At 28.6% G+C, this 21,613-nt stretch carries 25 protein-coding genes; 9 read left to right on the top strand and 16 right to left on the bottom strand.

All coding sequences use genetic code 11. The annotated features are described in order from the left end of the window. From ALEK_RS11205 to ALEK_RS11155, 11 genes are all read right to left on the bottom strand, one after another. Positions 1–606, bottom strand: coding sequence for a trimeric intracellular cation channel family protein (locus ALEK_RS11205; protein WP_071625079.1), 606 nt, complete (start codon positions 604–606; stop codon positions 1–3). A gap of 71 nt (positions 607–677) precedes the next feature. Then, entirely contained in the window at positions 678–1,019 is a 342-nt protein-coding gene (locus ALEK_RS11200) for a RidA family protein (RefSeq protein ID WP_071625080.1), read from the bottom strand. A 37-nt stretch (positions 1,020–1,056) separates the two neighbouring features. Continuing rightward, complete coding sequence (locus ALEK_RS11195) at positions 1,057–1,410, bottom strand: Rid family hydrolase (RefSeq protein WP_071625081.1); 354 nt, start codon at positions 1,408–1,410, stop codon at positions 1,057–1,059. Positions 1,411–1,421: 11 nt separating this feature from the next. After that, entirely contained in the window at positions 1,422–2,828 is a 1,407-nt protein-coding gene (locus ALEK_RS11190; RefSeq protein WP_071625082.1) for an NAD(P)/FAD-dependent oxidoreductase, read from the bottom strand. Next, the gene (locus tag ALEK_RS11185) at positions 2,818–3,066 is read right to left on the bottom strand and encodes a 2Fe-2S iron-sulfur cluster-binding protein (protein ID WP_071625083.1); all 249 of its coding nucleotides are present in this window, start codon (positions 3,064–3,066) and stop codon (positions 2,818–2,820) included. Before ALEK_RS11185 ends, ALEK_RS11190 begins: the two co-directional genes overlap by 11 nt. Beyond that, on the bottom strand, positions 3,066–4,226 hold the full coding sequence (locus ALEK_RS11180; RefSeq protein ID WP_071625084.1) for an NAD(P)/FAD-dependent oxidoreductase: 1,161 nt from the start codon (positions 4,224–4,226) through the stop codon (positions 3,066–3,068). The genes ALEK_RS11185 and ALEK_RS11180 overlap by 1 nt, the downstream gene beginning before the upstream one ends. Positions 4,227–4,276: 50 nt before the next feature. After that, a complete protein-coding gene (locus tag ALEK_RS11175) occupies positions 4,277–6,184 on the bottom strand; it encodes a TRAP transporter permease (RefSeq protein WP_164072406.1) in 1,908 nt (635 codons plus the stop codon). A 121-nt stretch (positions 6,185–6,305) separates the two neighbouring features. Further along, entirely contained in the window at positions 6,306–7,265 is a 960-nt protein-coding gene (locus ALEK_RS11170) for a TAXI family TRAP transporter solute-binding subunit (protein ID WP_071625085.1), read from the bottom strand. A 119-nt stretch (positions 7,266–7,384) separates the two neighbouring features. Continuing rightward, positions 7,385–8,116, bottom strand: a complete 732-nt coding sequence (locus ALEK_RS11165) for an aspartate/glutamate racemase family protein (RefSeq protein ID WP_071625086.1) — start codon at positions 8,114–8,116, stop codon at positions 7,385–7,387. A gap of 28 nt (positions 8,117–8,144) precedes the next feature. After that, positions 8,145–8,786 (bottom strand): GntR family transcriptional regulator, encoded by a 642-nt coding sequence (locus tag ALEK_RS11160; protein ID WP_071625087.1) that lies wholly within the window; start codon positions 8,784–8,786, stop codon positions 8,145–8,147. A 327-nt stretch (positions 8,787–9,113) separates the two neighbouring features. Beyond that, on the bottom strand, positions 9,114–10,169 hold the full coding sequence (locus tag ALEK_RS11155) for a CNNM domain-containing protein (protein WP_071625088.1): 1,056 nt from the start codon (positions 10,167–10,169) through the stop codon (positions 9,114–9,116). A gap of 109 nt (positions 10,170–10,278) precedes the next feature. Between ALEK_RS11155 and ALEK_RS11150 the strand changes: the two genes are divergently transcribed. From ALEK_RS11150 to ALEK_RS11140, 3 genes are all read left to right on the top strand, one after another. Then, a complete protein-coding gene (locus tag ALEK_RS11150) occupies positions 10,279–10,566 on the top strand; it encodes a hypothetical protein (RefSeq protein ID WP_071625089.1) in 288 nt (95 codons plus the stop codon). Positions 10,567–10,642: 76 nt separating this feature from the next. After that, on the top strand, positions 10,643–11,458 hold the full coding sequence (locus ALEK_RS11145) for an AraC family transcriptional regulator (RefSeq protein WP_071625090.1): 816 nt from the start codon (positions 10,643–10,645) through the stop codon (positions 11,456–11,458). An 84-nt stretch (positions 11,459–11,542) separates the two neighbouring features. Next, positions 11,543–12,169: a LysE family translocator gene (locus tag ALEK_RS11140; protein WP_071625091.1), complete on the top strand. Its 627-nt coding sequence runs from the start codon at positions 11,543–11,545 to the stop codon at positions 12,167–12,169. Positions 12,170–12,180: 11 nt separating this feature from the next. On the opposite strand, the gene ALEK_RS11135 is transcribed toward ALEK_RS11140, so the two are convergent. The 4 genes from ALEK_RS11135 to ALEK_RS11120 form a co-directional block, all read right to left on the bottom strand. After that, positions 12,181–12,375: a YgaP family membrane protein gene (locus ALEK_RS11135; protein ID WP_071625092.1), complete on the bottom strand. Its 195-nt coding sequence runs from the start codon at positions 12,373–12,375 to the stop codon at positions 12,181–12,183. A 98-nt stretch (positions 12,376–12,473) separates the two neighbouring features. After that, the gene (sfsA, locus tag ALEK_RS11130; protein ID WP_071625093.1) at positions 12,474–13,172 is read right to left on the bottom strand and encodes a DNA/RNA nuclease SfsA; all 699 of its coding nucleotides are present in this window, start codon (positions 13,170–13,172) and stop codon (positions 12,474–12,476) included. Positions 13,173–13,219: 47 nt separating this feature from the next. Continuing rightward, positions 13,220–13,957 carry a 4Fe-4S dicluster domain-containing protein gene (locus ALEK_RS11125; RefSeq protein WP_071625094.1) on the bottom strand — a complete coding sequence of 246 codons (738 nt, stop codon included), beginning with the start codon at positions 13,955–13,957 and terminating at the stop codon, positions 13,220–13,222. A gap of 11 nt (positions 13,958–13,968) precedes the next feature. Further along, entirely contained in the window at positions 13,969–15,129 is a 1,161-nt protein-coding gene (locus ALEK_RS11120; protein WP_071625095.1) for a multiheme c-type cytochrome, read from the bottom strand. A gap of 100 nt (positions 15,130–15,229) precedes the next feature. Here ALEK_RS11120 and ALEK_RS11115 point away from each other — a divergent pair, with 100 nt between their 5' ends. From ALEK_RS11115 to ALEK_RS11100, 4 genes are read left to right on the top strand one after another with little or no spacing between them, the layout of a single operon-like run. Next, positions 15,230–15,709 (top strand): ribonuclease HI, encoded by a 480-nt coding sequence (locus ALEK_RS11115; protein ID WP_071625096.1) that lies wholly within the window; start codon positions 15,230–15,232, stop codon positions 15,707–15,709. A gap of 49 nt (positions 15,710–15,758) precedes the next feature. Continuing rightward, complete coding sequence (locus ALEK_RS11110; RefSeq protein WP_071625097.1) at positions 15,759–16,604, top strand: AraC family transcriptional regulator; 846 nt, start codon at positions 15,759–15,761, stop codon at positions 16,602–16,604. Between the two features lie 56 nt (positions 16,605–16,660). Beyond that, complete coding sequence (locus tag ALEK_RS11105; RefSeq protein ID WP_071625098.1) at positions 16,661–17,470, top strand: AraC family transcriptional regulator; 810 nt, start codon at positions 16,661–16,663, stop codon at positions 17,468–17,470. Between the two features lie 48 nt (positions 17,471–17,518). Further along, a complete protein-coding gene (locus ALEK_RS11100) occupies positions 17,519–18,127 on the top strand; it encodes a LysE family translocator (protein WP_197950271.1) in 609 nt (202 codons plus the stop codon). Here ALEK_RS11100 and ALEK_RS11095 read toward each other — a convergent pair. Next, positions 18,124–19,491, bottom strand: a complete 1,368-nt coding sequence (locus ALEK_RS11095; RefSeq protein ID WP_071625099.1) for a dihydrolipoyl dehydrogenase family protein — start codon at positions 19,489–19,491, stop codon at positions 18,124–18,126. The two genes, ALEK_RS11100 and ALEK_RS11095, sit on opposite strands and share 4 nt — an antisense overlap. 162 nt (positions 19,492–19,653) lie before the next feature. Here ALEK_RS11095 and ALEK_RS11090 point away from each other — a divergent pair, with 162 nt between their 5' ends. Next, complete coding sequence (locus ALEK_RS11090; protein WP_071625100.1) at positions 19,654–20,463, top strand: HDOD domain-containing protein; 810 nt, start codon at positions 19,654–19,656, stop codon at positions 20,461–20,463. A gap of 8 nt (positions 20,464–20,471) precedes the next feature. Next, positions 20,472–21,611, top strand: a complete 1,140-nt coding sequence (locus ALEK_RS11085; RefSeq protein ID WP_071625101.1) for a response regulator — start codon at positions 20,472–20,474, stop codon at positions 21,609–21,611. Positions 21,612–21,613 lie beyond the last annotated feature (2 nt).

Raw genomic sequence — 21,613 nt, 5'->3', positions numbered from 1 at the left:
CTAAAGTTTTGGCAAATTCCATTTTCTATAAAAAGCTAAAAGTCTAAATACAGTTCCTGCTACAAATACAATTGTTAAATTAAATAAACTTATTTGATTATATGCATTTAAAATATAAATAATTACACCAATAGACATAGCTACTGTTGCATAAAATTCAGAAACTAAAATAAAAGGTATTTTATTTATTAAAATATCTCTTGTAGTTCCTCCTCCAACAGCTGTTAAAAAAGCAAGGATTACAATTCCCAAGAAGTTAAATTCACTTTCAATTGCTACAAGGGATCCTGTTATTGCAAAAGAAGATAAACCAATGGCATCAAGCAATATAAATGCAGTTTTCCCTTCTAAATTTGAGATTTTATGAAGTTTAAATACTAAGGCAATTAATACTGTAGCAACTACTAAAATAATTGGTAAATCATGATTGAAAATATAAGGTGTTCTTCCTGCTATTGCATCTCTTATAACACCACCACCAAGAGCTGTTAAAAAAGCTGAAATAAATACACCTAAAATATCTAGTTTATAATGAATCGCAATTAGAAAACCACTTAATGCAAAAGAGATTATTCCTATAATATCTGCTAATTCTAAAGTTGTCATATGTTTACCTTGAAGTTTTAATTAAAAAGAATCTTGTGAAGTTTGCCATATCTAATGATATGGCAAATTTATTATAATCCAGCGATTACTGAGATTTCTACTAACATGTCTTCACTACACATTGCAGCTTGAACACAAGCACGTGCAGGTTGTAAACCATCTACAATCCACTCATTCCAAACATCATTTAATCCAGCAAAATCATCCATTGTTTTTAAGTAAATAGTTGCAGATAATACATTTGTTTTATCTAAACCAATTTCTGCTAATAAGTCATCCACTTTTTTTAACATAACTTGAGTTTGTTCTGTAATATCAGCTCCTACTGCTGTTTGACCACAAAGGTATGCTACGTTTCCGTGAATTACTGCTTTACTCATTTTTCCTGCTGGTACGTGTCTTTTAATTTCCATTTTGTTTTTTCCTTTATTTATTAAATTTAATTATTATTTATATATTTCTAATTGCAGTTAGGGTGATTTCAATTTGAATACCACCTTCTAATGCAACACCTAAACAAGCCCTTTGGGGCCAATCTTTTTGATTATCCCCAATCCACTCACACCAAAGCTTATTCATCTTCTTTTTATTGTTCATATCGCTGATATAAACTTGTGCAGATAAAATCTGCTTTTTTGAAGAGTTCAACTCACTTAGATTTAACTCTAAAGTTTCTAGTGTTTGTTTTGTTTGCTCACAAAAATCCAAAGTATCATCACTAGCCGTTGCAACTGTAAAAACTAAATCTTTATATGCAACAGCTTTGTTTCTTCCTTCAAATTTTCCTTGAATTCTTTCAATCATAAAAAGCCTTTTTAAACTTTTGAACCATCTAAAAATGTAATTTCACCCGCTAAAATATCTATACTAGTAGGTTTTAATGGAGCTCTTGTTTTAATATGGTTTGTATCATTGTGTCCATGACTTTGTAAAATTGCACGAACTAATTCTGAACAAGTTTTCCCTTGACAATTACCCATTCCGGCTCTTGTTTTTTTCTTAATAGAATTGATACTTATTAATCCAAAGTTTATAGCTTCATTAATATCTTTTAGTTTAATATTCTCACATCTACAAATAGTTGTATTCTCATCAAGATTTTTTATCTCTTCTAGATTAAACTTCTGCATAGAACTTAAAGTTTTTCCAAAAGAAATAGCTTTAGTTCTGCTAATAAATAAATCTTTTGTCAATTCATAATAAACATTTGCATCAATTACTTTTTGGTTTAATAAAACAGAATAGGCACAAATTTCACCTTCAAGCTCTGCTTTATCTGCTCCACCAATTCCACTAGGAGCACCAGCTGCAAAAATATCTTTTTGACTAGTTTCTAATAAGTGATTTGTTTTTAAAACTAAACCACCAAGTTTTTCATCATATATAGTTTCACAGCCTGCTGCTGTAGCCACATCTAAGTTTGCAACTAAACCATTTCCAATTGCAAGAAGTGAAGTTTCTTGTTCAAATTCACTTCCTTTAATTACATTTCCATTTCCATCTACTTTTGCTAAAACAATAGCTTCAAGTTTTTTATCACCTTTGGCTTCAATTACTTTAATATTGTTTTTTGCATTCATCTGAATTTTTAACATATCAGGTAACATGGCAAAGAAATCTGCTCTTTTTTCATTTGAAGCTAAAGCAGATGTAAGCATTTTAAACTTATTAGGGAAAGAGTTTACATCATAAAATGATTTTATTTTCCCACCCTTTTCAAGCCATGTAGCACCTGCTGCATAGTGTAAGATTCCACTACCTGCTATTACTATCTCATCACAAAATGTTTTACCACTTGTTTTTAATAAAATTTGCATTGCACCAGTTGTAATAACTCCTGGTAAATCCCAACCTTTAAAGGGCTGAACAATTTCTCTAGCACCTGTTGCAAAAATAATAGTTTTTGGTACAATCATTTTTAAACTATTATCAGAAAGTTTTACTAAAATCTCTTTTTTTTCATTTATAAAGATTAACTCAGATCTGTTTAAATAAGTAATTGAACTTTCGTTAAATTCTTTTACTAGAGCTAAACCTTTATTATATGTTGGAATTTTAGAACTATTTTCACCATTTTTTTTATATCTGATAAATTGACCTCCAGGAAGAAGTCCCTCATCAACTACACAGACACTAAGATCATATTTTTCTAGTGTTAATGCTGCTTTAATACCGGCAAAACCAGCACCTATAATTACAACATCATAATCTTTATTCATCATCTCTAATCTCCATATCTTTATCCACTAGAGTTTGACAAGCTAAAGCTGTTTCACCGTTTTCAAGTTCGATTAAACACTCTTGACAAACACCCATTCCACAGAATCCACCTCTGCTTCTTCCGTGAGCTTTTCCTTGTGCGTAAATATCATTTTTCATTAGAGAAAATAGTAATAATTCATCTTTTTTTGCTGGAAATTCTATTGTTCCAAATTTAATTGTGTGATAATTTTGAGCCATTACTTATCTCCTTGATTATCAAATCTTGCTGGGTTAAAGTTTTGCATATCAAATTCTGGTTCTATACCATCTATCATTTCACTTACAATTCTTCCCGTAATTGCACAAAGAGTAATTCCATCGCCTTCATGTCCGCAAGCAAAGAAGAAACCTTTTACTTTTTCATGCTCACCAATAAAAGGTAAACCATCTGGAGTATAAGGTCTAAAGCCAGCAAAATCTCTAATAATTTTTAACTTCCCAAGTCCTGGTAAAGTTTTTTCAATTCCTTTAGAAATACTTTGGATACTTTTGATTGTACTACTTGAATCAAAATCAACAAATTCTCTTGTTGAACCTATTAATATATTTCCATTTTCAACTTGTTCAACTGCAAAACCAGTTCCTGCTTTTGCAATTTCTGGATCATACTTAGCTGCTATATAAGTTGCAGACATAAGAGGATAGTTAAGCACCTTTTTTTGAGGAGCTGTAACCATAATCTCACCCTTTCTAGGTTTTAATGGTATTTCAATCCCTACCATTGAAGCTATTTTCGCTCCATAAGGACCTGCTGCATTTATTACTAAATCAGCCTCAATTTCGCCATTATTTGTAATTACTTTTTTTACAGCACCATCTTCAAGAATTATGTCTGTAACAATAGTATTTTGTTTTATCGTAGCGCCTTTTTTAACAGCTCCACTTAATAATCCATGTGTTAAATTTAATGGGTTAACAACAGAATCATCTCTTGAAAAACTTCCACCTAGTACATCGTCTGCTACTTGAGGAACCATTTCTTTAATAGTTTTTGCATCTATCATTTCGATATTTGCACCACTTTCATTTTGTCTTTTTACGTAGTCTGTTAATATTTCCATTTCTCTTTGAGAATGAATAATAATTAAACCACCTCTTTTATCAAGTTCTAAATCAACACCTAATTCTTTTTCTAGATCATCATATAACTTGATACTTGCCATTGCCATATTTAAATGAATTCCTGGCTTTTTTGATTGTAAAAACATTAGACCTTCACAAGCTGATGAGCTTGCAGTTTCTAATAAATTTTCTTTTTCAACTATTGTTGGGGTATATCCACTTTTACATAAATGCCATGCAATTGATGCACCAATAATACCGCCACCAATAATTACTATCTTTTTGTTTTTTGGCATGTTACTTCCTTTAGTATTGGCCAATATCCCAATAAATTGGGATATAGATATTATAAATCGGCTGCTGTTTTATTTAAAGCGAATTTTGTATTAACCACATAAAGAATTAGCATTGCTAATAAACTTCCTGAAATTCTTACCTCTAAAGGTAAAGCAACATTTAATGCTAAGAATAATCCAAGTGGTGCTAATATAATTCGAACTGGTAACCTCATTGTATTTACAAAGTATCCTGTAATTGCTACAGAGAACAGTGTAAGTCCTAATAAAATTGCTGCTGTGTTTAACACGATACCAATAAAAGTACCTTGCATTAATAATTCTGGTACAAAAAGGTACGAGAACCCAACAACATAACCTGCAATTGCAAGTCTTGTAGCTTGGAAAGCCGTAACTATCGGATCCGCTTTGGATATGGCGGCGGCGGAGTAGGCGGCTATGGACACAGGCGGTGTAGCATCTGCTAAGATTGCAAAATAGAATACAAAGAAATGCGCTGCTAACATTGGAACATCAAAGTTACCTACTAGTGTTGGAACACCAACAGCTGCAACAACAATATATGCAGGAGTAGTAGGAATACCCATTCCAAGAACTAATGTCATAAGTGCTAATAATAATCCACCTAAGAATAAGTTATCACCAACAACAGATGTAACAACTGCACCAATAGATACAATAAGACCTGTTTTTGTTAAAATAAGAACTAACATATTAGCCCCAACACAAGCAATTGCAATTAATACAGTATTTCTACCTGCGTTAATTAGAATCTCTAATGCTTTTTTAAATCCAATTCTCGTATGTTTTCTTAACCATGAAGTAAAGAAAGTTGCCGCAATAGAAAGTAGTGCTGCATAAGTTGGCGAGAATCTTAATAATAACAGAGTAATAAGCAAGAAGATTGGAATTAAAAGATGTATATCTTTTAAAACATCGCTCCATGTTGGTAACTCTTTAGGATCAATACCTTTTAATCCAAGTTTTCTAGCTTCAAAGTGAACTGTTACGAATATCATTACGAAATAACATAATGAACCAATAACTGCTGCTACAATAATATCTGTATATGGAACACCAGTAATTTCTGCCATTACAAATGCACCTGCACCCATAATAGGAGGAGCACTTTGTCCACCAACAGAAGCTGCTGTTTCAACACCACCTGCGAAAGAAGCTTTATATCCTCTTTTTTTCATCATTGGAATTGTAAAAGATCCAGTTGTAAATACATTTGATGAAGATGAACCAGACATTGAACCAAATAATGCAGATGTTAGTACTGCGATTTTTGCTGGTCCTCCTGTATATCTTCCTGCAACTTTTTTACCAAGATTAATAAATAATCGTCCAGTTCCACTTCCTTCAATCATTGAACCAAAGATTAAGAAAATAGCAATTAATGTTGCTGAAATACCTGTAATAGTTCCAAAGATACCATTACCATTTGATAAATACATTGCTTCAATAATTTCACTTAAAGGTAAATCTCTAAAGTGGAAAATTCCTGGCATATATTCTGTTGTAAATAAATAGATAAATCCAATTAATACAAGTCCGAACATAACTACTGAAACACCTCTTCTAATAGCTTCTAGAATTAATATGATCATAATTCCACCAAGCCATAATTCAGTGTCTAAAACCTCTGTAACATCTTCTAATCTCATATTGATTCTAAAGGCTTCAAAGTAAGAGTATAAAGCAGGAACTGCTATTAATATAGCTAGTGCATAATCAACTATTCCTGGCTTCGCACTCTCTCTTCTTGCTGAATTTACTAAGAATCCAGGTTTCATTAAAAATATTAATGGTAATAATAAAAACAAGTGAAGTGAACGTTGTTCTCTAGGTTCGAAAAAACCTATACTTCCTGTATATAAATGAAATATACTGGCTAATAGTGCAAATACTGCAATAAATACGCCAACATGTATTTTCTTCATATTCTCAATCATAATTTCTCCTAATGAAAACATATAAAAAAAGTTAGAAAAATATTTTTATATGTTTTATTCTTTTGTAAGGTTTTAGACTTTTGAAATCAAAAGTCTAAAACAAATTTGTAGTAAATAGTTATTATTTAATATAACCCATTTCTTTGTAGTATTTAGCTGCACCTGGATGAACTGGAATAGAAGCATCTACAGTTGCTGTTTTACAAGAGAAGTATTTCATACTTGAGTGAATATTTTCTAGTTTATCTTCATTTTCACAAATAGCTTTAGTAATTTTATATACAGTGTTAACTGAAAGATCTGTACTTGCAATTAAAGCAGTTGACATATTTCCTGTTACTGCGTCTGAAGTTTGACCTTTATATGTATCTTTTTTAATAGTACCTGAGTTATAACCCCAGTTTTTCTTTAAACTAGACATTAAATCAGCTGGTAATGTAGTAACTTCACCATCTCTACTTAAAAGCATATCAATAACAGCAGCACCTGGAACTCCTAGTTTTACAACGGCATAATCAACTAAACCATCTTTAAATTGACTAGCAACTTCTGAGTAAGAACCATGAACAACTTTGAATCCTCTTTTCTTTAAGTCAGCATAAGAAGTTTTATAATATTCCATAATCCATCTAAATACTAATTCATCAGAAGAACCAACTTTACTAATTGCTATTCTCTTATCTTCACCTTTAGTTAATACATCTGCAATATTTGTATATTGAGAATCTTTTGATCTAACTACATGTAAGATTTGATCAGATAATCCTTGTCCGATTAAAGAAACTTTGTCATGTTTTTTACCGTACATACCTTTTGCATTTACTGCTAGGTAAGATACTGTATCAAGTCCCATTGCAATTTGACTTCTGTTTTTTTGAATTTTAGATGGGTTTGCTGTACCTCCACCTGGAACTACTTTGATCTTAATATCTGGGTTTTCACTAGTAATGATTTTAGCAATACCTGCTGACATTGTGTACCAACCACCACCTAATGAACCTGCTGACCACTCAATAGTTTCTGCTGACGCTAAAGAAGCACTTAAACAAATACCTGCTACTATACAATTAAACTTTTTCATAACTTTTTTCCTTAATAATTTAAATTTATTATCGAATAACAAATTTGTGAAAATTATTATCTCTATGTTGCCGCATAGGGATAATGCCTAGTATAAACTCACTTTAAACTCTTAATCTACTAAAAATCTTTTATATCAAATCTTCTTGGTCTTACTGATTGTTGGAACCATGTAACACCTGTATAAATATTATAAACTGGTAATCCAGTTGCTTTATAAATATCTTCTGCATATGGAGGCATATTCGTACACTCACATAAAATTGCACCTACATTTGGGTTTTCTCTTTGTAATTTTAATGCAGCTTCAATCATCTCTTCTCTACAAAGATCAAAATCCATTTCATCTAAATCTTCTAAGATTCCTGTATAAAACTCTTTTGCTCCAATGTTTTCCATTCCTACAACTGGTGTATCAAGTGGAATATTTGCAGCTTCTAAGTACTCAGAAGTTAAACTCTCTTTAGAGAAAGTTAAAATTCCAGGAACTTTACTTTTTGGTAATGTTTGCTGAATTAAATTGTGTTGAATTAATGCTGATGAAAATACTGGAACACCAAGTGCTTCAGTTAATTCTTCTTGAAAAATAATTAAGAAACCACAGTTAGTTGCAATTGCATCTACACCTTTTGCGATTAATCTTTTACCCATCTTGATGAATTCATCTAATGTACCTTCAGCTTTAAATCTAACAACTTTATTAACACTAGAACCTGTAACTGGTTCAAAATGCATGTGAAATGGCCATGTGTTTGCATTTCCAATATCACCAGGGATTCTTGGAAATTTTGTTTCAAGCATAAGCATTCCTACACTTGCACCATAAATATTCTTTCCACCTTTAGTTTTCATTTCAATCCTTTTTCTTTTCCTAATATAATTAATACAACATGTCTTCTAAACCTAAAGAGTTTGCAAAATTAATTACATGCTCTCTAACTTCTTCTTGTAGTTTCTCAATCTCTTTATTCTCAACCATCTCAATTCTTTTTTGCCAGTCGTCAAGAGTGTCAAGAGTAGCTCTCATTTTGTATCCCTTAGAGAACCAAGCTCTCGCAGAGATATTATGTAACTGTTTTAAGTTTTCCGCTAACTTCTTATTTCCAACTGATTCATAATAAAGGTTATGTACCTTATCTGTCTCATTTTTAAACTCAGTTATTGTCAACTTATCAAGATTTCGTCTTACATTGAACAATCTATAATGAATTTCATCTAGTTGCTCTTTAGTAATACGAAAAGGAATAAAACCAGCTGCTAGTACTTCTAATGGTATTCTCATTTCAAGAGTTTCTCGAATTTCTGTCTTATCTAACTCTTTTACGAAAGTACCCGACTGAGGGATAGTCTCTATTAAACATTCAATCTTTAATTTCATAAGAATATCTCGTAAAGGAGTTCTTCCAATACCATACTCATCCATTAATTCTTTTTCGTTTAATCTTGTTCCACAAGCTAATTCTTGTGTAATAATCTTTTCTTGTAAATCTTTATATACTTGTTCTTTTTTACTAACTGGCATAGTAAATTCCTTTTCGTCTTACTGGTATACTAATATATTAGTTAATGTAATTGTAAGCTTCAAGCATAGCATTAACATAGCATAGTGGTGAATAGGCTTTCATATTGAGTATGAATATCATTAATCGTATGTGATGTTTTGGTAGCTAAGGGAATTAATATAAATTTATAAATTTTAGTAAAAATGTAAAAAAAGTGTCAATATCTTAGGAAAAGTTAGAGAATTATTGTAATTTTTACAATTTAATGTAATTAATATATTATTTTTAGGTTAGATAATAATAGCTTTTATGTTTTAAAAGCTATTATAGAAAGTGAAAAAAGAGTTTTATACTTTTTTTATTAGTTTATTTCTTACAAGTTTCATTCTAGTCTTTGCAAGTTCTCTCATATCTATATTTTTATCATGCTCGTCAACTATCTCTATACCTAGAAGTGTTTCTATTGCATCTTCAAGTGTTACTACACCTTCTGTTTGCCCATAGTTATCTTCAACAATAAATAGTTGCTCTTTTCTTGAAAGAAAGATATCTAATAGTTTAGAGATAGGAATATTCTCATTTACTTTAAATATGGGTTTTATGATCTCTTCTTTATTTTTATGTTTATTACATATGTATTCATGAAAATACTCTTTTGAAAAGATAAGCCCTACAATATTATCAATATTATCATCATAAATTGGAATTCTTGAGTACTCTTTTAGTTTGTCGTAATTAAGTTTTTTGTTTATATCATCAAAGCTATCTAGTAGTTCATCTTTGCTAAAACTTACCATTACACTTCTTGGAGTATGAATGTCTTTTACTTTTATATCTTCAAGGTTTAGTAAGTTTTCAATAATATCACTATCTTTATTTTTTATTACTCCACTTTCTTGTGCAATAGTAGCAGCGGCTGTAATTTCTTCTTTTGTAATTGTGCTTCTTTTTTCTTTTGGTGTAATTAATTTTGTAATTCTATTCATTACAATTAAAAGAGGGTAGGTGATGAATACTAAGAATTTAATAGTTCTTGTACATACACCACTTAAGTTTTGCCAATAATATGCTCCAAGTGTTTTTGGAATAATTTCTGAGAATACTAAAATAAGCATTGTTAAAACAGCTGAGATATAAAACATATACTCTTCTCCGAATATTTTAACGGCTTCTGCACCAACACCCGCCGCTCCAAGTGTATGAGCAAATGTATTCAAAGTTAGAATAGAAGCAATTGAGAAGTCAATATCTTCTTTTTGTTTTTGCATTAAACCCCCAAGGGATTCATTTTTGTTTTTTGTTATTTCAATATGAGCAGAAGTAATTGATAGTAGTACTGCTTCTAGAATTGAACATATAAAAGAGACTCCAACCGCAATTAGAAAATAAGTTAGCATTAGCATTTATAAAAGACCTTAAATTTATAGTTTTGTAATATTAACATTATTTTATTTTATTTTGACAATAAAACATTAAGTAGATACAATTATCCACTTTAGAGAAGGGATATAAATGAAAAATGACGATGTAAAAAAACAATTTGCAATAGTAATTAGAAATGCGAAGATTACTGCTGCATTATTTTTTATACTATTAACTCCAAGTATTGTAATAACTGTGAAAGAACTAGACGAAATGTTTGGTCTAACTAAAGATACTTGGCTAAATGCTTCAATTGCTGGATTTATTATATATTTAGGTTTTGTTTTCTTTTTATGGAAATGCCCTAAGTGTGGAAAATTTCCAGGACGTGGTTGGTTTAGAACTAGCTGTGAGAAATGTGGAGTTGAATTAAACTAATATATTTGCAATTTTGTACTAGACTAGATTTTTTCTTTTAAGTTATACTTATAAATATAGAAAGGAATAAATATCTATGTCTGAGTACGCAAAAATCTGGAAAAATAAAGAATACAACAATATTGAGCTATTGAGCGCTTCTTTCAAAAAATTCTCGTACTCAAAACATTGGCATGATGAATATGCTATAGGTCTTATACAAAAAGGTGTAGAAGGACTTGATTTTAATGGTTCCAAAATACATATACCTCAAAATAATATAGTTGCTATAAACCCAGGAGAAGTACATACAGGTTTTTCAGGTTCTAAACATGGATGGACTTATAGAATGTTTTATTTAGATACTCAACTAATAAAGGAAGTACTATCTGAACAAAATATACATACTCTACCATCTCTTACAAATCCAAAACTTGATGATAGTTTATTATTTAACTCTCTTTTACAATTACATATTTCTCTAGAAGAAGAGCAGTTCACTTTAAAACGCGACTCTTTACTAATAAGTTCAATAACAAGTCTTTTTTCAAAATATAGTAATATAAAGTTTCACTCTCCCAAAAAATATAAAGATTTTGCTATTAATAATAGAATTAAAGACTACTTATTTGATAATTACAAAGAGAATATTACTTTGGATGAATTAAGTATATTAGTAAAAAGAGATAAGTATCAAATTATTAGAAACTTCAAAGTTCAGTTTGGTATAACTCCTCATCAATTTTTGATATTACTTAAAATTAAAAAATCAAAAGAGCATTTAGAGAAAGGCTTAGACATTACTAATACTGCCTTAGAATGTGGGTTTTTTGATCAAAGTCACATGAGTAGAAATTTTAAATCTATTTATGGATTAACTCCTGGTTTATATCAAAACTCTTTATTTTCATAAAATCTCACTTAAAAATAATTCAATTATATACAAGACAAATATAATCTAAAAAACTATACTTCTTCTATTAAATAAGGAGTTTTTATGTCAAGTAGTTTTTTCTCATCATGGTTTTTTGTAATGTTTCCTTTAGTGATAAGTCCAGGACCTGCTAATATTGTCTTTGCAGCATCTGGATTAAATAATGGAATTAAAAAATCCTTACCTTTATTGGTAGGTGTTGATTTAGTTATGCTTATAAAATCAATTATAATAGGTTTTGGTTTGGGCAAAATTATTGAAGATAATCCTATATTATTAAATACTCTTCAATTATTTGGGGCTTTATATCTATTTTTTTTAGCATTTAAATTTCTAAGAAATACTATATCTTCAAATATAAAAGAAGAGAAAAATTTAGGATTTTTAGAGGGTGTAATGATTCAAATATTTAATGTAAAAGGTTGGATATTAATAACATTGATGTTTTCATTATTTTCTTCTAGTGATATTTTAGAGAGTAATACTATGATGATTTTATTGTTAATAGGAATGTTGTCAATTTTAAATATAACTTGTCATCTAATTTGGATTATATTTAGTACATATATATTCAAATTATTTCTAAAAAATAGAAAAGTTCAGAATGTTTTATTTAGTATTTCTCTTTTTATTGTAGGTTTTATGTTTATATTAGATAATGAATTATTTAAAAGGTTAGAGATTTTCTAACCTTTTTTAATTTATTTTTTTTCTTTAATGGTACACTTTTTTGTAATCAGACATAAAGGACAAAAATCTGCAAGTCCTGCAATTAATGGAATTACACCTAAATAAAACCATGGATTACTTAAGAAAAATCCAACTGCAATTAATACTAATCCTAAAACAATTCTAAATGGTCTACAAAAAGCTCTTATCTTATCAAATGTATTCATTATAACTTCCTCAAATTTTAATAGTATAATTATAACTTATTTAACTTATCTAGTTATTAATAACAAAAACTTATAACTATAATGAATATTTGAATTACTTATATCTTAAAGTTATGATTCTTTTGTATACTTATACTCTCTAGGTTTATATCTGATTGATATACCAAAATCTCAACACCATTTTCTATAGCTTTTTTGAATGTTTCATAATATTTAGGATCAATTTCATTGGCAATTCTAAATTTTGCATCATCTGTTCTTTGGATTACATAAAGCATTACTGCTCTATGTCCTTCTTGAACAATATTCATTAGCTCTTCTAAATGTTTAGTTCCTCTTTCTGTTACTGAATCTGGAAAAGCAAGTTCATCTTCAATTCTTAAACTCACACTTTTAACTTCAACATAACACTTCTTTTCATCTTCATCGTTTGATAATAAAATATCAATTCGACTATTTTGTCCATATTTTTGTTCTGGTTTTATATTTTTAAAATCTAGCAGTTCTTTTATATGTTCATTTTTAACAGCTTCAATAGCTATTTTATTAGCTACTCCTGTATTTGTACAAATAAGCTGCTCGTTCATTTGTGTTAACTCTAGAGTATATTTTAGTTTTCTTTTTGGATTATCATGAAAACTCACCCAAACTGAACAATTCTCTTCAATACAAGAAGTCATCGCACCTGTATTTGGTACATGTGCTGTAATTTCTTGTCCATCATCTAAAATAATATCTGCTAAAAAACGTTTGTATCTTTTTATTAATTTTCCGTGTATTAACTCTGGAAAGTTCATATATAGTGCCTTTATATTTTTATAAAAACAATGATACTAATCAAATCTTAATTGTTTCTTTTCCCTTTTTTATAATAATCCTCGTATGAAAGTCTTGGCTCAATTACAATAGCAGCAGAGGGACATAACTCAGCACAAACACCACAGCCTACACATGAAGAGTTAATTTTTGGTTTTTTACCATTGTTTGAGTTATCATCTACCATTTCAATAGCTAATATAGAGTTTGGATAAGGACACATATCTGCACAAATTGTACACTGCTTATCTTCATACTCTTCTAGTTTTTCTAATACTTCATTTTCTAGTTTATTAGTATGAGGATGAGTATAAATCCTATCTATATCCTCTCTTGTAACTTCTTCAGTACTAACTCCAATACATTTGTTTGAGAATTTAAATACTGCAATACCCATTTTTACATCTTCTGGTTTCTCTGTATCGTGACTTAGTGCATCTGTTGGACATGCTAATACACATGGAAGTGCTGTACATAAATAACAAGCTCTTTGTAGTGAATCAATATATGGTGTTCCAATTCCATGTCCTTTAAAGATATCAGCTAGTTCTATACTATGATAAGGACAAACTTGGGCACATTGCCCACACTTAATACACAAAGATAAAAAGTCCTTTTCATTTTGTGCCCCAGGAGGTCTTAATCTACTTTCCTGAGCATTCAAGTGTGGGGCTAGTGCCACCCCTGATGCTGTTAATAAACCCAAAATTCCTAAAGTGGATTTTTGGATAAATTCTCTTCTATCTAATTTTAGTTTTTCTGCCATATTTTTACTTTTTATTTTGAGTGAAAGAATTCACTTTTTAAGATATTAAACTTTGTACTCTCTTCATCATTTTCAAGTTTTAGTTTTTTTAACATTTTTGGATTAACTTTGAAATATCCAAATACTACTTCTACTTTATCATTCTCTTGAAGTTTAAAATCATATTTAATAACTCTTCTTTCATTTGCTTTTATCATATTATTTTTAATTTCACTATTAGCTAACCAAGGCATAGTGGGTTTGCCATCTTTTCCTATGATTCTTGCAAAAGTTTTATTTTCTTGTTTGATAGTTTTTGTATCTCTTAAAACATTAACTTTTAAAACTGCAAGTCTTAATGGTTGTAAAAACAGATTATGACTAGCTTCATTTTTAATTGATATTTCAAAGAACTCTTTTTTCTGTTTAAACTTGATTTTTATATATTTAGCCAATAAATCTTGATTCTTTGAAGCACCTGCAAAACCATGGAATCTATGTGTATCAGTAATTTTTATACTAGTTGAGCTACCTTTAACTTTTGGCATATGACAAGTAATACAATTTGTTTCTTCATCTTGTGCTCCTTTTTCATCAACTCTACATAAATCAAAGTTATTGTCATTTTGTAAATGAGAGTGACAACCCATACACATTTTTCCAGTATAGAAGTTTTTATTTGAGTAATCAATTTTATGGAATGGTGAACCAGATTTTTTCTTCATCATTCCAAAAAGAGTAATTTCATCTTTGAACTCTTTATTTTTTAAATCTCTATTATTTTCATTTGCTGAATAAAATACCTTATCTTTTAAAGTTACGATATTTTCATTCATCTTGCTATGTTTTTTTATGTCTTTAATACTATGACAATAAGCACATGAAATTGCTTCTTGTGTTTGTACTTCATTTTTAACAGGAAGTGCTTCTTTTTTTTCTTTTAACTTATTTAATAATTTTAAATCTGTTGGGGTATGACATTTTGCACATGAATAAGTACCTTTTTCTTTTAAAGGATGTAAATTCCAAACAGCATTATGAATCTTATCTTCAAATGTAGAAGCTTTTCTGTGTGATGAATTATAAAACTCTGCGTAAATAGTAGGGTGACACCCTTTACATGTATTACTTTTTACAAACTCTTGAGCATAAGAGTTTACTAAGATAAAAAGTATAAATAAAAAAGCTTTCATTTTCTGTCCTTATGTTTTTTGAAGTATATATAAAAATAAAATTTATTAACATGACATTTATCAATAATAGTTATATTACTTAGCTATGGTATAATCTTTTATGAAAAAAATAAAACTATTTTGTGACTCAAGTGTAAACCCCCAAAGTAAGATAGGTATAGCTGCTTTTTTATACTATGAAGATGACTTTAAAAGTGAATCAAAAATTTATACAAAACAATTCGAAGATACATCCTCTACTAAATTAGAATTACAAACATTTTTATGGGCTGTAAAAGAATTAGTTGACTTTAATAATTTTGAAGTATATACAGATTGTCAAAATATCTTTAGCTTATTAAATAGAAGAGAGAAATTAGAAAAAAACAATTATAAAACAAGTACAAATAAAGAAGTAAAAAATCAGATTCTATATAAAGAGTTCTATGAAGTAATAGATAAGAATAAGTGTGAATTTATCAAAGTAAAAGGTCATAAAAAATCTAGCGAAAAAGATGATATCGATAAAATCTTCTCAAGAGTAGATAAGGCTTCACGAAGAGCTTTACGAGAGTATTTAAATATAGCAAGTATGGAGTAGTTTTACTTTTGTATATATCTTATAATTTCACCAAGCTAAAAGAGGTATTATGAAGAAAACAACAAAAGATGAATACATACAAAATGTTTATAAGGTGATATTTTATATTGAAGAAAATTGTAATGAAGAGTTAAGTCTAGAAGATTTAGCAAAGGTTGCAAGTTTTTCAAAATATCATTTTCATCGAATATTCAAACACATCATTGGGCAAAGTCTTGCTGATTATATAAGAATGGTAAGACTGCAGAATTCCGCAAAGTCTTTTAAATCAAAAAAGAAAATTACAGATATTGCACTTGAACATGGTTATGAAACTAATGCCTCTTTTTCAAAAGCTTTCAAAAAACATTTTGGAGTAAGTCCTAGGGATTTTGCTTTGAAAGTAAAAGAAAAAAAAGGTGAAGTTATGTTAGAAGCGAAATATATAGAGTTTGATGATATTGAAGTTTTAAGTGTTAGAGGAGTAGGGGCTTATGTAGAGACTGCACCTAAAGTTGCAGAAGTTTTAATGAAATTTGCATATACACAAAAAATTAAATTCAAAAAGAACTTAATGGGCAAAGAAGCTAGATGTTTTGGAATTGCACATGATGATCCAAAAGTTACAGATGAAAATAAAATCAGATTTGATATGTGTATTACTTGGGATGATAAAAGCGTAAAACCTGAAGGGGAAGTCGTTCCTAATATTATAAAAGGTGGAAAATATGCCCAGTTTTTACATATAGGACCTTATGAAAATTTAACAAAAACTTACGAACAAATTACTTCATGGATACTGGAAAATGAAATAACTCTAAGAAACACACCATTTTTTGAAGAGTATCTAAATCGAGATCCAAGACGTACAAAACCAGAAAATCTAAAAACACTAATTCATATTCCAATTTCATAAATAAAGAGTTTTAACTCTTTATTTATAATTGTAAACTAAGTATGTTATACTAAAAAATGCAAAAAACATTTACTAAAATCTTTAAAGATGAAAACTTACCTTTTTTAGAATTAAGACACTCGAATTCTAATCTTCATTATAAAAAACATTTCCATGATACTTTTTCTTTAGGTGTTAATAAAAAAGGAATTAGCAAGTATTTTAATAGTGGAAAAGAGTATATATTAAAAGAAAATGGTTTAAGTATCATAAACCCTAAAGCAGTTCACTCTTGTAATTCATGTAGTGAGGAACTTAATGAGTATTATATGCTTTATTTAGATGTAAATTGGTGTATGAATATTCAAAAACTAATTAATAAAGATGTTAATACTTTCATTGAAATACCAAGTTATTTCATAGATAATGAAGAGTTTTATCTTGAATATACAACTTTATGTGCCTATCTTTTTGAAGAACATGATTCTTGTGATAAAGAAGATGTTGTAATTGGTTTCTTTCTTAAATTCTTTGCTCTTTTTTTAGAAGATTCAAGATTGAAAATTTATGATGAAAAGTTTGAGAAAATAATTAACTATTTGGATACTAATTATAAAGAAAATATTACATTAGAAGAGTTAGCTAATAAATTTGAATTAAATAGTTTTTATATTATAAGGCTTTTTAAATCTCAGATGAATTTAACCCCAAGAGCTTATTTACTTAATAGGAAAATAAACAAATCAAAAGAGTTGTTACAAGAGGGGTTTTCAATAGTTGATACAGCCTTAGAATGTGGATTTTTTGATCAAAGTCATTTTCATAAAAACTTTTTAAAAATCGTTGCAGTAACACCAAAAGATTATAAACTCAATTTTTTACAATAAATATTTTTTTAAATTCTTTATACTTATTTTTTAATATAAAGGATTTTTATGTCACAAACTATTTTTTTAGCAATGTTTTCTTTTTCTCTTGCTATGTCAATAACCCCAGGACCTGTAAATATTATGATTGTAACTTCAGGTATTAATCATGGCTTTACAAAAACTTTCTCATTTATTTCTGGGGCAACTATAGGATTTACATTACTTTTAATACTAATTGCACTTGGTTTATCTTCAATATATGAACAATATACAGATGTTTTTTTAATTTTAGAAATTTTTGGTGCTTTATTTATTTGTTATATGGGATATAAAATTGCAAACTCAAAAGCTTCTTTGGAAGTCAAAGATGAAGATTTGAAATATCTTAAGTTCCATGAAGGTTTTTTATTACAATGGCTTAATCCGAAAGCTTGGATAGCGTCAATCTCAGGTGTTTCAATGTTTTCCCAAAGTAAAACAGCTTTGATTGTTTTTGTATGTATTTATTTTTTTGTATGTTATATGTCTTTATCTTTTTGGGGTGTCTTAGGGCAAAAAGCAACACGTTTTTTTAGTACAAATAAACGATTGCAAGGTTTTAATATACTTATGGGAAGTATCCTTATTTTTTCTGCCCTTTCAATAATAATAACAAATTTTTATACAAAATATTAGTTGTTATATTTTTCCACTTCAATTACTGCTTGAACTGCTGCTGGTAAGATAGCTTCACTTAAAGCAGGGTGGATATATAACATATCTTTTAAATGTCTAATATCATTTTCTATATGCATTACACTTAAAATTTGATGCATCATAGTTGAGCTTTCAGGTCCAATTAAATGACATCCTAAAATCTCATAAGTATTAGGATTTATAATAAATTTAGTTCTTGGATAATCAAGTCTTGTTGACATAGCTTTTGCACTTGCTAACCAATTAGTTGTTGAGGCAACATAGTTAATTCCGCTTTCTTGTGCTTTTTGCTCAGTTATTCCAACACTAGCAACTTCTGGATCTGAGAATACTGCATGTGGCATATATTTGAATTTTAAAGGACTTGGCTCATTTTCATATAAAATCTTTCCAAGATAGTTTACTTCATAAGCTGCTGCGTGTTGAAGCATATTTTCTCCACTTGCATCTCCTGTAACATAAACTCCACTAACTGATGTTTCAAAGAATTCATTTCTTTTAATAAATCCTCTTTCATTTGTTTTAATATTTGTATTTTCAAGGTTTAATAAATCAGCGTTTGAGACTCTTCCTGTGGCATATAATAAAGCTTCACTTTTATGGCTTACTTTTGTTCCATCTTTATTTTCTAATACTAAGTCAAATTCATTGTTTTCATGTTTAATATCTTTTATTGTTGTATTAAATGATACATCTACATTTTTTGTAAACTCTTCTTTAAAAATCTCACTTATATCTTTATCTTCGGCACTAAGAAGTTTATCTCCTCTAGCAATTAGTTTTGTTTTTATTCCCACTGCATCAAAGAAGTTTGCTAATTCACAAGCAATAAATCCAGAACCTACTATTGTTATTGATTTTGGTATCTCTTTTTTGAAAGGAAATATATCATCACTGCTCCAAGCTTTTTCATGTGCAGGTTTAATTGGTCTAGTTCCAGTTGCTATTAATATATTGTCAGCACTTAATCTTTCATCATTAACTTCTATTACTTTATCGGAGATAAAACTTGCACTTCCTCTATATACTGTTACATTTTCATTAAATCTACTTTCATATCTTGGATCAATTTTTGAAACGTAGTTGTTTGTTTCTTCAAATATTTTATTAATATCTATATTGTTTATTGTTGAATCAATAAAATGTCTTTCTGATTCTTTGATAGCTCTTGCTACATGAGCATAACCTATGATTAATTTTGATGGGACACAGCCTCTATTTGGGCATGTTCCACCTAATTTAGATTTTTCTATGATAGCTACTTTTTTTCCTAGTTTCCCTGCTTTTACTGCTAAATTGGCAGCTCTACCTGCTCCAATTACTATTAAATCATAATTTTTCATATCATCTCTTTTTTAGGATTTTATATATTATAAGTAAAATTTATTTACTTTTTGTGTAATTAAAACTTAAATAATCAATTTTATCTTTTATTTTATGCACATATTAAATTTATTAATTGAAAAATAATGCTATTATATAAAGAAATAATAAAGTATAACGCTATGTTAATATTAGAAGAAAACTTAAAAAAACTACCAATTCTACCAGATATTGTAACTTTGCTTTTAAATTTAAAATCAAGTGAAAATTATGATACAAAAAAACTATTAGAGTTAATTCACAGAGATCCTATTTTAACTTCAAGAATATTGCATCTTGCAAATTCAAAATTCTTTGGTTTTACGAATACTATTGATACACCAGGACAAGCTATTAGTTTATATGGTATGAATTTTACTATTGCTGTTTGTATAAGTGAGATTGTAAATAATACATTGAAGTTTGACTTAGATGCTTATGATATAACTTATTATAAATTTAACTTAGTAAATGAACTCTCTTTTAAAGTGATGTTAGATTGGCTTGATGAAAGTGATGCTGATTTAAAAGAAGATTTAATTATTCCTATTTTTTTACATAATATTGGAAAGTTTATTATTTCATCTTATTTAAAACAAGAAAATAAAATCAATAAATTTAAAGCTATTTATAGAAATAGTGATGTTTCAAAAGTTGAGCGAGATTTTGTAGGTATTAGCTCATGTGAACTAAGTTCAATGGTTCTAAAAGATTGGGGTTTTGATCAAAAGAATTTAGATATGATTTTTTATATGGGAAATCCATATTTAAGTACTTCTAATAAAAAAGCAGTTGCTGTATTAAGTGTTATAAATACTCTTTGTTCCTTCACGCGTCCAATGTCAAGTGATAGTATTCAATTAGCTTTATTAAAAGCAAAAGATTACGATTTGGATTTTGAAAAATTAAAAAATATAATTGATAGATTATCTATTAATTATAAAAATTCTTAGGATTTATTATGGATAGTATGGAAAGTATAGTCAAATTAAAAGAAATAGCTCAAAATTACACTATTTTATTTGTAGAAGATAGCCAAGCTTTACAAAAACAAGTAGTTAAGTTTTTAAGTAAATTGTTTAAAGAAGTAATTGTAGCCTCAGATGGACAAGAAGGACTTGAACTATATAAAAAAAATAGACCTGACCTAGTGTTAACAGATCTTACAATGCCTAAAATGACGGGTCACGAAATGATTCGAGAAATAAAAAAAATAAATCCAGATGTAGAAATTGTAATCTTATCAGCTCATTCAGATACTGAAACTTTAATGAAGTCTTTTCATATAGGGGTAAGTGATTTTATTGCTAAACCTGTAAATGCGGTAAAAATGATAACAGTATTTTTAAAAGTACTATCGAATATTAAAAGAAAAGAGTTTGAATTAGAAGAGTTTAAAAAGAATGAAATCACTTCTCCTGATTTAGGAGATAATGATATTTTAACTTTTCTTTTTGAGAATAGTATGAAAATTGATATTATTAATCACTATAAAGGTGTGCCAATAATTAATAGTGGAAAAATACTAAATATAGATGAAGATAAAATTACTCTTAGAACAACACATCTTCAACTGTTAGCAATAAAACATGAACATAGTGCGATTTTAGACTCATCCTTAGTAAGTGAAGATATCTCATGTTCTTTAATCTCTTTTAATTTAGAAGATTATGAAGTAGTTCTTAAAAAAGAGAAATTATTTCATCCTGAATTTAAAGATAGAACAGGAATTGTACTAGAACCAAATGATAAACTAAAAGCTTTTGTTATTCAGGGTAAAGACGAAAGAATTGAAACTCATATAAATGGAATCTCTACAAAAGAGATACTTTTAGAAATTAGTAAAGATAATCTTCATTTAGAAAAACATGATGTTATTAACCTTCTAATAATCTTCTCAAAGAATGAAAAGGAACATAGTGTTGATTATGTAAATTTAGAATCTAGAGTATATAAAATTGAAGACTTAGATGAAGATACTTATAAAGTTGTTTTATTAATTAAAGGAAATGAAGAAACTGAAAACTCTCTGCAAAAGTATATTTATAAAAGAGAATTAGAATTAGTGGATGAATTTAAAACAAAATATCAATACTCATAGGT

The sequence above is a fragment of the Poseidonibacter lekithochrous genome (genome assembly GCF_013283835.1).
Classification (GTDB): Bacteria; Campylobacterota; Campylobacteria; order Campylobacterales; family Arcobacteraceae; genus Poseidonibacter; species Poseidonibacter lekithochrous.
Note: the sequence above shows the minus strand (reverse complement) of the source record. Positions and strands in the feature narration are given on the sequence as shown.